12 protein-coding genes are annotated in these 13,482 nt (G+C 64.8%); 8 read left to right on the forward strand and 4 right to left on the reverse strand.

What is annotated here, in order from left to right; genetic code table 11:
• Positions 1 to 77: 77 nt before the first annotated feature.
• A complete protein-coding gene (locus QQL28_RS24510) occupies positions 78 to 2,798 on the forward strand; it encodes a bifunctional diguanylate cyclase/phosphodiesterase (protein ID WP_284269365.1) in 2,721 nt (906 codons plus the stop codon).
• 271 nt (positions 2,799 to 3,069) lie between these two features.
• Here QQL28_RS24510 and QQL28_RS24515 read toward each other — a convergent pair whose 3' ends face one another.
• Entirely contained in the window at positions 3,070 to 4,407 is a 1,338-nt protein-coding gene (locus QQL28_RS24515) for a S41 family peptidase (protein WP_284269367.1), read from the reverse strand.
• 304 nt (positions 4,408 to 4,711) lie between these two features.
• Here QQL28_RS24515 and QQL28_RS24520 point away from each other — a divergent pair, with 304 nt between their 5' ends.
• The 7 genes from QQL28_RS24520 to QQL28_RS24550 all read left to right on the forward strand — a co-directional run bounded on the left by QQL28_RS24520 (position 4,712) and on the right by QQL28_RS24550 (position 10,335).
• Entirely contained in the window at positions 4,712 to 5,845 is a 1,134-nt protein-coding gene (locus QQL28_RS24520; RefSeq protein ID WP_284269369.1) for an alpha-hydroxy acid oxidase, read from the forward strand.
• A 9-nt stretch (positions 5,846 to 5,854) separates the two neighbouring features.
• The gene (locus QQL28_RS24525) at positions 5,855 to 6,484 is read left to right on the forward strand and encodes an HAD family hydrolase (protein ID WP_284269371.1); all 630 of its coding nucleotides are present in this window, start codon (positions 5,855 to 5,857) and stop codon (positions 6,482 to 6,484) included.
• A gap of 176 nt (positions 6,485 to 6,660) precedes the next feature.
• On the forward strand, positions 6,661 to 6,858 hold the full coding sequence (locus QQL28_RS24530; protein ID WP_284269373.1) for a hypothetical protein: 198 nt from the start codon (positions 6,661 to 6,663) through the stop codon (positions 6,856 to 6,858).
• Positions 6,859 to 7,205: 347 nt separating this feature from the next.
• On the forward strand, positions 7,206 to 8,417 hold the full coding sequence (locus QQL28_RS24535) for a molybdopterin molybdotransferase MoeA (RefSeq protein WP_284269375.1): 1,212 nt from the start codon (positions 7,206 to 7,208) through the stop codon (positions 8,415 to 8,417).
• A 175-nt stretch (positions 8,418 to 8,592) separates the two neighbouring features.
• Entirely contained in the window at positions 8,593 to 9,291 is a 699-nt protein-coding gene (gene lexA / locus QQL28_RS24540) for a transcriptional repressor LexA (protein ID WP_284269377.1), read from the forward strand.
• Between the two features lie 175 nt (positions 9,292 to 9,466).
• Entirely contained in the window at positions 9,467 to 9,673 is a 207-nt protein-coding gene (locus QQL28_RS24545) for a hypothetical protein (protein ID WP_284269379.1), read from the forward strand.
• 224 nt (positions 9,674 to 9,897) lie between these two features.
• Complete coding sequence (locus QQL28_RS24550) at positions 9,898 to 10,335, forward strand: hypothetical protein (protein ID WP_284269381.1); 438 nt, start codon at positions 9,898 to 9,900, stop codon at positions 10,333 to 10,335.
• A gap of 8 nt (positions 10,336 to 10,343) precedes the next feature.
• Here QQL28_RS24550 and QQL28_RS24555 read toward each other — a convergent pair whose 3' ends face one another.
• The 3 genes from QQL28_RS24555 to QQL28_RS24565 all read right to left on the reverse strand — a co-directional run bounded on the left by QQL28_RS24555 (position 10,344) and on the right by QQL28_RS24565 (position 13,469).
• Positions 10,344 to 12,623, reverse strand: coding sequence for a ComEC/Rec2 family competence protein (locus QQL28_RS24555; RefSeq protein ID WP_284269383.1), 2,280 nt, complete (start codon positions 12,621 to 12,623; stop codon positions 10,344 to 10,346).
• A 93-nt stretch (positions 12,624 to 12,716) separates the two neighbouring features.
• Positions 12,717 to 12,950, reverse strand: coding sequence for a DUF2171 domain-containing protein (locus tag QQL28_RS24560; protein ID WP_284269385.1), 234 nt, complete (start codon positions 12,948 to 12,950; stop codon positions 12,717 to 12,719).
• Positions 12,951 to 13,076: 126 nt separating this feature from the next.
• Positions 13,077 to 13,469: a YybH family protein gene (locus QQL28_RS24565; RefSeq protein WP_284269386.1), complete on the reverse strand. Its 393-nt coding sequence runs from the start codon at positions 13,467 to 13,469 to the stop codon at positions 13,077 to 13,079.
• Positions 13,470 to 13,482 lie beyond the last annotated feature (13 nt).

Consider the following 13,482-nt stretch of genomic DNA (forward strand, 5'->3'; position numbering starts at 1 on the left):
ACATCGTTCCCGTAAACCAACGGATGTTTCCGGGCTCAAGAATTGATCCTGGCGTGTGCACCGAAGCTAATCAGGTCATGACGGGATTCGTCAGTCGTCTCCTCGATCAAACGGCATTGATCCGCAGCGGACCGATCCGCTGGCTGGTGGTGGGCGGCACGTTGCTGATTGCTGCGATCGCGATCGGCGCGACGCTGATGGCGATGAATTTCCGCGAACGGGCGCTTCGCAACAGCGCGCGCGAACTCGACAACACGGCCCTGCTCCTCGCCCACCATTTCGATCAGCAGCTTCAGGATTTCGAGGTCATCCAGAAGGACCTGATCACCAATATGCGCGCAAGCGGCATCGCGAGCGTCGAAGACTACCGCAAGCGCCTGGCCACACAGGACGTCCACCGGCTGCTTCGCTCCAAGATGGAGGCGCTGTCCTATGTCGGCGGCGTGAACATCTTCGACGCTGACGGCGAGCTGATCAATTCGTCGCTTACCTGGCCCGCGCCGAAGGTCAACGTCGCCGACCGCGCTTACTTCCGGACCTTCAAGTCCGACCCGCGCTCGCCTGACGTGTTGGTCCAAGCCGTGCACAGCCGTGTCTCGGGCATGTGGACGATCCTTATCCTGCGCAGGGTCACGGGCCCGAACGGCGAGTTCCTGGGCTTGGTCGGGCGCGGCATCGAGCCTGCAAGCTTCGAGAAATTCTTCGCCTCCGTCGCACTTGGCGACGACGCGACGATCTCGATGCTCCACAGCGACGGCACGCTGCTCGCCCGCTTCCCCCATCTCGACGACATGATCGGGCGAAACTTCAAGACCGGCCCGGATGCCCAGCGAAGGTTGTTCGAGGTCGATCATCTTGCCGGACGCTTCACGAGCCCGATCGATGGTGACGACCGTCTGGTCTCGTCCCATGCCCTGCCCCACTTTCCGATCGTGATGGTCGCGACCACGACGCAGGCCGCTGCGCTTGCCAATTGGCGGGAGCAGATCGGCATGCTGGTCTCGGTGGCGCTTGCCTCGGCGCTCGCCATCGCGGCGCTCCTGATCGCGGTTGTGCGCAAATTGTCGGAGCAGCACCGCCTATCGCGGGAACGGCTGACGCTGGAGAAGCAGCGGCTGGATCGCGCCGTCAACAACATGACGCAGGGGCTTCTGCTGTTCGACTCCTCGCGACGGCTGGTGGTCTGCAACCAGCGCTATCTGGAAATGTATGGACTGTCGGACGACGTCGTGAAGCCCGGTTGCAGCTTCCACGACATCATCGCGCACCGCAAGGCGACCGGCTCGTTCGCCGGCGATGTCGATCGCTATTCCGCGCGCGTGCTGCGCGACATCCACCTGCGCAACTCCATGGTCGTCGACACGTCCGATGGACGCTCGATCCAGATCGTCAACGAGCCGCTTGCCGACGGCGGTTGGGTCGCGACGCATGAGGACATCACGGAGCGCCGGCGCACCGAGGAGCGCATCACGCATCTTGCGCATTACGATGCGTTGACCGACCTGCCCAACCGCACGATGTTCCATGAGCATCTGCGGGACGCATTGGGTGCGATCGCCAGCGGCGAGCAGATCGCCGTGCACTACATCGACATCGACGAATTCAAGGGCGTCAACGACGCGCTCGGCCATCTCGTCGGCGACGAGCTCTTGAAGTCGATCGCCGAGCATCTGAACCGTTGCGCCGGCGAGACCGAATTCGTCGCCCGCCTCGGCGGCGACGAATTCGCGATCGTGCAGAGTGCCGTGACCTCGCCCGACCACATCACCGATCTCGTGGCGCGGGTCTTCGCCGCAATCCGCGAGCCGTTCGACTGCATGGGCCACCATCTCACCACCGACGCCTCGATCGGCATTGCGCTGGCGCCGGACCATGGCGTCGACCTCGATCAGATCCTGAAAAATGCCGATCTGGCGATGTACGCCGCCAAGGCCGCGGGCCGACACACCTACCGCTTCTTCGAGCCGGAGATGGATGCAAAGGTGCGCGAGCGGCGACAGCTCGAGACCGATCTCAGGCATGCCATCGCCCATGGTGGGCTCGAAGTATTCTACCAGCCCTGCCTCAGCCTGAAGGACGATCGCATCACGGGCTGCGAGGCCCTGGTGCGCTGGCGCCATCCGGAGCGCGGCATGGTCTCGCCCGCCGAATTCATCCCGATCGCCGAGGACACGGGCCTCATCAACGAGATCGGCGAGTGGGTGCTCGCGACCGCCTGCCGGGATGCTGCGACCTGGCCGGATGACATCCGCCTCGCCGTCAACGTCTCACCGGTACAATTCAAGAGCGGCACGCTGGCGCTGAAGATCATGTCGGCGCTCGCGGCCTCCGACCTGCCGGCAAGCCGGCTCGAGCTCGAGATCACCGAGGCCGTGCTGATCCGCGACGACGATACCGCGCTCGCCATCCTGCATCAGCTCCGCGCCATCGGCGTGCGCATCGCGCTGGATGATTTCGGCACCGGCTACTCATCTCTGAGTTACCTGCACCGCTTCCCGTTTGACAAGATCAAGATCGACCGCTGCTTCGTCGAGGACATCGCGGGACCCGACGGCTCCTCCAGCATCGTGCAGGCCGTGGTCGGCCTCGCCGCTGCGCGGCGCATGACCACGACCGCGGAGGGCGTGGAGACCGAGGAGCAGCAGCGCCTGCTCCGCTCGCTCGGCTGTAGCGAAATGCAGGGCTATCTGTTCAGCGCGGCAAAGCCGGCCGACAAGGTGCAGGAGCTGTTTGCGCTTCACCGCACCCGGCTTGCCCAGAGGAGCAGCCACGAGAGCCGCCGCCGCGAAGCGGGCTAGTTCCCTTCACCTCGCTCCCGCTTGCGGCAGGGTAGGCAAAGCGACTTGTCCGCCGTAGCTCGGAGAGCGAAGGCGGAAGCGTGCCCACCTCTCGTCTGGCCGCGGATGCAGAAGCGGTAGGCACGTCGCTTACGCTCCTTTGCCCACCCGGCATCTCGACACTCAATCGGCTAAAGCGCGATGAGATTAGGATGAATCGTCATCGCGCTTTAGGTTGTTGTTTACGCATGATCTTTCCGGAAAACCGCTTCACACTTTTCCGGATCATGCTTTAGTTCGGCACTGCCGCCTTTTGTGCCGGTTTCGCGGCCGCCGCATTCACGGTTACGCCGTGCAGGAAGTCATAGGCGGCGTGCAGCGCCTTGTCGTCCTTCTCCTCCGGCGGAACATAGGATTGCGATCCGGTCTGCTCGCTGCCGTCGGCGGCGGAGAGATGGCCGCGCATTTGGGATTCGGCCATCGTGTCGACACGGCCCTTCAGCTCCGGCGGGACGTCCTGGAGGATCTCGATGTCGGGCGCGATGCCCTGCGCCTGGATCGAGCGGCCCGACGGCGTGTAGTAGCGCGCGGTGGTGAGCGCCAACGCGCCGCTGCCGGTGCCGAGCGGGATGATCGTCTGCACCGAGCCCTTGCCGAACGAGCGCGTGCCGATCAGCGTGGCGCGCTTGTGGTCATGCAGCGCGCCGGCCACGATCTCGGACGCCGACGCCGAGCCGCCGTTGATCAGCACCACCAGCGGCTTGCCCTTGGTGAGGTCGCCGCCATGCGCGGTGAAGCGCTGGGTCTCTTCCGGGTTCCGGCCGCGGGTCGACACCACCTCGCCGCGGGCGAGGAAGGCGCTCGACACCGAGACGGCCTGGTCGAGCAGCCCGCCCGGATTGTTGCGGAGATCGACGACGTAGCCTGCGAGCTTCTCCTGCGGGATATCCTTGGAGATCGATGCAATCGCCTTGCGCAAGCCGTCGGTGGTCTGCTCGTTGAACGAGGTGACGCGGATATAACCGATATCGCCGCCCTCGGTGTGGAACCGGACCGGACGCACATGGATGATCTCGCGGGTGATCGCGACGTCAAGCGGCGCGTCGGCGCCCTTGCGCACGATGGTGAGCTTGGTCTTGGTGTCGACCGGCCCCTTCATCTTGTTGACGGCCTGCTCGAGCGTCATGCCCATCACCGCCTCGCCGTCGATCTTGCTGATGAGGTCGCCGGACAGCAGGCCGGCCTTGGAGGCCGGTGTGTCGTCGATGGGCGCCACCACCTTGACGAGACCCTCCTCCATCGTGACCTCGATGCCGAGTCCGCCGAACTCGCCGGAGGTGGTCTCCTGCATCTCGGTCCAGGCCTTGTCGTTCATGTAGCGCGAGTGCGGATCGAGCGAGGTCACCATGCCGTTGATGGCGCCCTCGATCAGCTTTGAATTGTCTGGCTTCTCGACATAGCTCGCCTTGACCCGCTCGAAGACCTCGCCAAACAGGTTCAGTTGCGAATAGGCATCGTCCGCGCCCGCCGCCGCCTTTGCCACCCAATGTCCGCCTTGCGGAGAGGTTGCCAGCAGAGTCAAACACGCGCCGGTCAGCGCGCCGAGGGGGAACAGAAGGGTTTTCCGCATGGATTGATTGGCCTTTTCGCTGGCGGTTGGGAGCCGCCATGCAAATGGCGATCCAGCCCGTTTCTCACAATACCATTCTGGTTTCTTCAAGGCCGGTCCGCCACGTCGGCTTGTATCCGGCAAAAATCCCTTCGTCTTTGGCGTCTTTGGCCTAAACTTTTGGCAAGGTTCGCCGGCCCGTTCGCACCCGGCGGGGAATCGCCTGGCCCGACCATGCGTTGAAGCTATGCGATTTTGGGATGGTTTTGGCGGGCCGAACCGGATAGGCGATGAAATAAGGCTTCAAATTCTCGGGAGGATAACAATGAACGAAGCGCCCCGCATCCGGTCCCAACGAAACGTCGAACTCGGCGCCAGCGACGAGCCGTTCCAGAACCTGCACGAATTCATCCGCAAGGCGCGCTCCAACCTCAACCAGAATGCCTGGGACTATATCGTCGGCGCCGCCGAGACCGAGACCACGATGCGCCGCAACCGCATGGCGCTGGACGAGATCGCCTTCCGCCCCCGCGTGCTGCGCGACATGCGCAATGTCGACGGTTCCGTCGAGCAGTTCGGCCGCAAGATGCGCCTGCCGGTCGTGCTGGCGCCGGTCGGCGCGCTCGAGATCTTCGATCCGCACGGCGCGGCCTCCGTCGCACGCGGCGCCGGCGCCTTCGGCGCGGCGCACATGCTGAGCTCAGTGTCGGACCCGGGCCTCGAGAAGACAGCGGAAGCGGCTCCCGATGCGCTACGCTTCTACCAACTCTATGTCCGCGGCGATGACGCCTTCGTCGAGGATGTCGTCGCCCGCGCGGTGAAAAACACCTATGCCGCGTTCTGCCTGACGGTCGACACCGCCCATTACAGCCGTCGTGAACGCGACATCGCCAAGCGCTATGTTCGCGAGAGCCGGCTGCGCGCCACCGGCGGCGACTACCAGAAGGGCCTGGAGTGGCGGACCGTGAAGCTCGTCAAGGACAAGTTCAAGATCCCGCTCATCATCAAGGGCATCGCGACCGCCGAGGACGCGCTGGTCGCGCTCGATCGCGGCGTCGAGTGGATCTACGTCTCCAACCATGGCGGCCGCCAGCTCGATCATGGCCGCGGCGCCATGCATGTGCTGCCGGAAATCGTCGACGCCGTGAAGGGACGCGCGAAGATCATGGTCGACGGCGGCTTCTGCCGCGGCACCGATATCGTCAAGGCGATCGCCATGGGTGCGGACCTCGTCGGCATCGGGCGCCTGCAGTGTTGGGCGCTGGCCGCAGCCGGCGAAGCCGGCATCACGCGGATGCTCGAGCTGCTGGAAGACGAAGTGCTGCGCTGTCTCGGGCTGTTAGGGGCCACCTCGTTTGCCGAGGTGAACGCATCCTGCCTGCATCCGGCGACCGCGACCAACGCGCCGAGTGTATTCAGCGCGTTTCCGCTTCTGGACATCGAGCCCTATCGTTACTGAAAGGATGCAATGACCTCCCACCTCTCTCCCGGCAGCGCGGATGCGCTTCTGTTCGATCTCGGTCGCGTGGTGCTCGACATCGATTTCTCCAAGGCGATCACCTGCTGGGCGGGACATGCCGGCTGCGAACCACAATCGATCCTGGCGCGTTATGTCCGGGATAGCGAAGCCTATCGGTTGCACGAGATGGGCAAGATCAGCGACGAGGTCTATTTCGACTCGCTGCGGCGCTCGCTCGGCATCGAAATTTCCGACGCGCAGTTCCTGGAGGGCTGGAACGCGATCTTCGCGGGCGAGATGCCCGACATCGCCAACCTGTTGCCGCGCGCTGCGAAGCACGTGCCGCTCTATGCCTTCTCCAACACCAACCGGCCGCATGTGGAATATTTCTCGAAGGAGTATGCCGACCTGCTCGGCCATTTCCGCCAGCTGTATCTGTCCTCCAGCATCGGCCTGCGCAAACCCGATGCTGAAGCCTTCGACCATGTCGTCGCCGCGATCGGCGTCCCGGCGCAGCGCATCGTGTTCTTCGATGATCTGGCGGAAAACGTCGAAGGCGCGCGGGCACGAGGGCTGACCGCGGTTCACGTGACATCGCCTCACGACGTCGGCGAGGCGCTGAAGGCGCTGGGACTCTGAGAGCACGGCCGCTTCGCTGCGGTTGCTCGGCGCCTGGTTCCGGCCCTCTCCTGGAACTTTTTTGAGTAGAATGTGGAACAAGCTCACTGTGTGCAATTTTATACAGAGTTCCCGGAACGGATCCAGCCACGTCGGAGTCTTACGTCTGTTGGGTTTCTCTACAACGGACGCGTAACGTGTTGGGCAAGACCTATTTCAACAAGCAAGCTTCCATCCTTCTCAAATTCGCCAAATCAACGTCGAATTCGCAGCTCTCCGCCAAGCTGGTGAGCAAGGCGGCTGATCTGAAAGCGCAGGCTGACCCGCTGCCGGAGAAGGATGTCGGCCTGAGGGCGCCCGACGTCGATCCGGACAATGAAACGGGAGCCACATGATGTTAGCCGTGAGCCTGGTCGTCGCTGTGGCATGTCTGGCCACAGTCATTCCGGTCTTCCTCGTCATCGAGACGATCGCGCGGCGACCCCGATAAGCATTTTCGTTCTGACTTGGATTGGTCAAGCACGGCCCCGCGCCTGCACGCGTGGCGTCTATTTCCGCGATTACCCTGATCTCACCTCCTCAGGCATTTTCCGACCGCGGTGCCTTACTGCCGATCTGGCCTGCCATCGCAATAGCGAGCGATCAGCCCGGCCCTCTCCACCTGCCTTTTTGCCTCGACGCGCGCAGTCGGCTAGAACGCAACGCGACCTGTCCTTCGATTTGCTCTGCAGGAGTTTTGCCCGTGGCCCTGATGCCGGTGTCCGATGCGCTTGCCACCGTGCTCGCGGGTGCGGAGCCGCTGGCCGAGGAAACGGTCGCTCTCGACAATGCCTACCATCGCGTGCTGGCGCGCGACGTCGCGGCGAGGCGCACGCAGCCGCCGCAGGCGATGTCGGCGATGGACGGCTATGCGGTGCGTGCCGCCGATGCGGCGACGGTGGGCGCGGAGCTCACCATGATCGGCGAGGTCGCGGCCGGCCGGCCGTTCACCGGCGTAGTGGGCGCGAGTGAAGCAGTGCGAATATTCACCGGCGGCGTCGTCCCCGATGGCGCAGACGCCGTGGTGATCCAGGAGGACACGGTCGCTGACGGCAAGCGCATCACGATCAAGGAGGCCGCGATCGTCGGTCGGCACATCCGCCCGGCCGGCGTCGATTTCCGCGAGGGCGACGTGCTTCTGCGCAAGGGCACAAGGCTCACCGAACGCGACCTCTCGCTCGCCGCCGGCATGAATCACCCGGCGCTCGCCGTCCGCCGCCGGCCCAGAGTCGCGATTCTCGCGACCGGGGACGAGCTGGTGATGCCCGGCTCCACGCCGGGCGCGGGCCAGATCGTCTTTTCCAACGGCTACGCCCTGCATGCGCTGGCGCGGGCCGAGGGCGCCGAAACGATCGATCTCGGCATTGCCGCCGATACCGTTGCGGCGACCACCGCCGGTATCCGCCGCGCCCGCGAATGCGGCGCCGACATCCTGATCACGACCGGCGGGGCTTCGGTCGGCGACCATGATCTGGTCAGGCCGGCACTTCAGGCCGAAGGCTTCGAGATGGCGTTCTGGAAGATCGCAATGCGGCCCGGCAAGCCGATGATGCACGGCCATCTCGGCGCGATGCGGGTGATCGGCCTGCCCGGCAATCCGGTCTCGTCATATGTCTGCGGCTTCCTGTTCATGGTGCCGTTGATTCGCGCGCTGGCGGGCCGATCGCGCGTTCATCACCGCCGCGAGCGCGCCGTGCTTGGGCGCGACGTCGGCCCCAACGACATCCGCGAGGACTATCTGCGCGCCCGGCTCGAGGAGCGCGAGGACGGCACGCTGGTGGCCGTTCCCGTCAACCATCAGGACTCCTCGCTGCTTGCGAATCTTGCCGCCGCACAGGCACTTCTCGTGCGCGCACCGTTCGCGCCGAAGGCCGAAGCAGGCACGCCTTGCGAGGTGTTGCGGCTGCCCGTGTGAGTGCGATCTGATTCGCGCCTGACGCGAACTTCGCCGCGTTCACCCAAAATTAAGTGGTTGCGGAACACATATCGAACATATAGTGTCCGTTCATGATTTGTTTCGAGCATCCAGTGGCTTCTGCTGAATCTGGCGTCTCGGAATCGAACGACGTCAACCGGGGGACTTGGTCGAGATGTTAACGCGCAAACAATACGAGCTTCTGCGGTTCATCAGTGAGCGCCTCAAGGAAAGCGGCGTGCCGCCCTCCTTCGACGAAATGAAGGATGCGCTCGATCTGCGCTCGAAGTCGGGCATCCATCGCCTGATCACCGCGCTGGAAGAGCGCGGCTTCATCCGTCGCCTGCCCAACCGCGCACGCGCCATCGAGGTCATCAAGCTGCCCGAGCTTCAGGCCGCAGGCGCCGGCCGCCGCGGCTTCACGCCAAGCGTCATCGAAGGCAATCTCGGCAAGGTGCGGGGTGCAAGCGCTCCTGCCGACGAGGGCGAGCGTCCGGTCGCCGTGCCCGTGATGGGACGGATCGCGGCCGGCACGCCGATCGAGGCATTGCAGACCCGCAGCCACACCATCAGCGTGCCGCCGGACATGCTCGGCTCGGGCGAGCACTACGCGCTCGAAGTGCGCGGCGATTCGATGGTCGATGCCGGCATCCTGGATGGCGACATGGCGCTGATCCAGCGCAACGAGACCGCAGACACCGGCGACATCGTGGTGGCGCTGATCGACGACGAGGAAGCGACGCTCAAGCGCTTCCGGCGCCGCGGCGCGTCGATCGCGCTGGAGCCCGCCAACACCGCCTACGAGGTGCGCATCCTGCCGCCGAACCGGGTCAAGATTCAGGGCAAGCTGATCGGGCTGTACCGGAAGTACTGATGGCCCTTGTCCGGCAGATGGCCGGCTATCGCGCAGCGACACGGGCGGACGGATTGTCCGCTCCGGGCGGATAGTGTTTTCGCCTCCGCTGCGATTATCCCCTCACCTGCGCAGAGCTACATCCTCAGAGCATGGCAGGCGCGAACGCGCCGTGCATGATGCAGAGGACAAAGCCATGCGACAGATGATTTTGAGCGTGATCTCGGCGGCCTTGATCGCGGAATCGGCATCCGCGAGCGATGCAGCGCAGCACCACCATGCCGTCCGCAAGACAGAGCACGCGGCAACCACCGCGCCTTTCCGCAATTCCAGCAATGCGATCGCTCCCGCGCCGCAGGCGAGCTGGCCCTATTCGGGGTACTCGGCTCCTGCCGGCCGTTGATGGAGCTCGCGTGAGTGAATGGTGTGAACCAAGATAGAGTCGTAGCGTGCGGCTTTGTTCCTCGTTTGCCGGGAAGGATCCGGGAAAGATAATGTGATCGGGCGCCGCGCAGACGGGCCGCAGATTTGCCCACAAAAACGCGATACACTCGTAGGCTTCCACTCTGATAGAGGCCTGCGCCTCCGGGGGGCGCGGACCTGCTATCTCGCATGAGGAGCACTCCGATGTGTGACTACAGCCTACATGCCGTTGCGACCCGCCCCGCTCAAGTCGGCGAGACGATCGTCACGACAACCTTCCGCGGCACCTCGACGCGTGGATTTGCGTCGGAGCGTGATCTCTCGGTTGCCGTCTGCCTCCTGCCCGGCACCGAGCTCGCCTTCGCCGACAACGTCCGCTACGACAATCGCTGGATCTGGACGCGTACCGTCAATTCCCGCGTCGGCAAGTTCGGCAAGGTCGATCCGCACATTCCCGATCGTCATCACGATGCGATCGAATTCCCCGACGGCAACTACGTGCTGGTGACTCAGCTCGTCGAAGGCCAGCGTGCCACGGTTCTGCAATTGCCGGTGACGCAGCCCCTCGGCGAGAAGACAGAGCAGCCCGCCGTCGAGCAGCACCCGACCACGACGCCCACGACACGCCTGCCGATTGGCTGACGCGTCCTTTAATCCTCGGCCTGCAGGTCGGCCTCCGACGGCGTAGCGTCCTTGCTGCGTAACGTGGCCGGCCGCGGTGCGAGGCTGAGCTCGAAATCGCTATCGCCGGCTCCCGCCGGCGACCAGGGGCGGTTTGCGCCCCTTGCTTTCACCGTTTGCAGCGTGAAACCATCGCCGCTCCGCGACAGCGAGAGTGCGCCTTGCGTCTTCAGGCGCTCGCGATCGACGACCATCGCCGCGCAATCCGGCGCGGACGGCTTTGCCGTCACCACCAGCGCGGCGCGGCTGCAATCATCCGCCAGCGCATCGACACGCAGCGACAGCGCGACCAGACGACCATCGGCGAGCGGCGTCGCGCAGCCGGCCTCGTCGCATGAGACGCCATCGGCGAGCGAGGTATCGGTCGCGCCGCGCGGATCGCCATCGGCTGCAAGCCACTCCTTGAGGAGGAAATTGTCCTTGCCGGTTCGGATCAGGTGCAGCTTGCCGTCCCTGCCACGCACCGCGACGCTGTGGCCGTCGCCTGCGATCAGAATGTCGGGCTGGCGCATATGCAGCGCCCAGCCGATCGCGAGCGCCAGCACGATGGCGCCCGTCCAGCGCAGCGGCGTCCGCAACAGGCCCAGCACGACGAGGCCGATGCTGGCGGCGATCAGCGGCCCCATGCCAAACGCCGTGATGCGGCCGACCGCACCTGGCAAGGCCGCTACCCAGCGTGTCACGACGACCATCCAGTCGATGCCGATCCCCATCAGCCACCAGAACACACCATCGAGCCCGAACGGCGCAGCAATCAATCCAAGAATCCCGGCAGGCATCACAAGCGCCGAAACCACTGGCATTGCCGCAAGATTCGCGAGCACGCCATAGGGCGTGACGCGATGGAAATGGAAGGCGGCATAGGGCGTCGTCGCAAGCCCTGCGATCAGCGAGGCCATCAGCAGCATGACGAGCTCGCGGCCGCCCCATAGCGCGATACGCGCGGTTGTCGAATGGTCCGGCGAGGCGAACAGGTTCGGCATGCCGATCTGCACCAGCGCGACGAGACCAAGCGTAGCGGCGAACGACATCTGGAAGCTCGGATGAACCAGCGCTTCCGGAGCCACCGCGAGCACGATCAGTGCGGCAACCGCCAGCGTGCGGAAGGTGATGGCGCGGCGATCGACCATCACCGCGATCAGCACCACCGCGGTCATGAAGAACGAGCGCTGCGTCGCGACCTCGGCGCCGGACAGCAGCAGGTAAAACGCCGCGGCCACCAGCGCAGCCGCAGCCGACCATTTCTTGATCGGATAGCCCACTGCAAATCCCGGGATCAGCGCCAGCAGAGCGCGCACCGCAAAGAACACGACGCCGGCGACGACCGCCATGTGATAGCCCGAGATCGACAGCACGTGCCCGAGGCCTGAGATGAACATGGCGTCGTTGACGGGCTCGGTGATCGCATCGCGCCGCCCGGTGAGGAGCGCGGTGGCGATTGCGCGATTGTCGCCGTCGAGCGTGGCGCGGATGCGCGTGTCGATCGCATCGCGCAGGCCTTGCATGATCGCGGCATAGCGCAACCGCAAGCCACCGGCCTCCGGTGCTGCGGCGACCGTGATCGCCCCCATCGCAAAGCCTGACGCGCCGATGCCCTGGAAAAACATGTCGCGGGAGAAATCGTAGCTGCCGGGCCGCAGCGGCGCGAGCGGCGGCATCAGTCGCGCCTTGAGCTGCACGAAGCTGCCGACCTCGGGGGCCGTGCCCTTGCGCACCGACAGCCGCACGCGCTCGAGCTGGACGTCGCCCCGCGGCGCCTCCATCGCGGTGACGCGCAGCACGAAGCGGTCGGTGCGCTCGCGGATGTCGCGGGTCTCGACGAAGCCGGACAACGCCACCGAATAGAGCGGCTTTGCCAGAACGGTGTGCGCGATGCGCGCGGTCTTCCAGGTTGCCGTGGCAAAGCCTGCGGCGACCGCGGCGATCATGATGGCGGGCGCGAACAACCGGCTCCGCCGCAACAGCAGGCTACCTGCCATGAGCACCAGCGCCGTGATCGCCGCGACCGCGAGCACGGGTTCGTGGTCGGCAGCAAAATAGAGAGCGATCCCGGTACCGAAGGCAACGGGCACCCACGGCAGCAGCCGCCCCGCGCCGGCTTCCGCCTTCGCCCATCCGCGCAACGTTTCGGCCAGCGACGACCAGGCGCCGAAGCCGGCGGGCGCAAGACCGCCGGCCGAAGCGGCAGGGCCCACAGGCCATGTCCCGGCAATCCCTTGCGAGCGGTGTGGCCGGGAAGGCTCCGCCATTCCTGCACCTTACGATACGCGACTGGAACCGAGGCTACCGGAAGGTGCAGGGACGCGAATAGCGGAACGGAAGAGGAACCGACCGAAAGGCCGTTACTTTTCCTCTTCCATCGTCACGGCCACCGCCGCCTTGGCTGAGAGCCGGACCTTGTTGCCCTCGATGTCGGCGACGAGACCCTTGTCGATGAAATGATGATGGCCCTTGTGACTGCCCTCGCCGCTGTCCTTCCTGGTCAGCCTGATGCGGTTGCCTTCGACGCGGTCGACGGTGCCGATATGAACGCCATCGGCGCCGATCACTTCCATATGCTCTGCGATGTCTTGCATGGTGGGGATTTCCTGGTTGATCCCACACAACGCATTCGAGGTGATCCAGTTCACCTCTCTCGTCATTCCGGGGCGCGACGCAGTCGCGAGCCCGGAATGACGGGAGAGAAAGGGCCGGTTCATCCCCTACTGCGCGATCAGCGCCGTCCTCGCCGACACGTGATGACTAGCGATCTTCCAGTCGCCGTCCTCGAGAACGATGACCCAGGTGATCTTGACCGAGAGCGGCGAGGCTTCCTCGCCGAGGTCGAAAGAGGCGATGGCAGCCATGTTGACCACCTCACGCGCGACATGCGCGCAAGCGACGTCCGAAAACGAAACGCTCGGCGAACGCCAGCGGGGCAGACCATTGAAATAGGCTGCAACGCCGTCGCGGCCGCGATAGAGTTTTGGGTTCGAGCCGAAGAAGAACGCGTTCTTCGAATACAGCGACGACAGCGCCGCCGCATCCAACCTTGCGAAGCCGGCGGACCATTTCGCGATGATGGCGGAAACGATGACGTCGGCATCTTCCTGCATGCGACAGCTCAGC

It is taken from the genome of Bradyrhizobium iriomotense (genome assembly GCF_030160715.1).
Classification (GTDB): domain Bacteria; phylum Pseudomonadota; class Alphaproteobacteria; order Rhizobiales; family Xanthobacteraceae; genus Bradyrhizobium; species Bradyrhizobium iriomotense.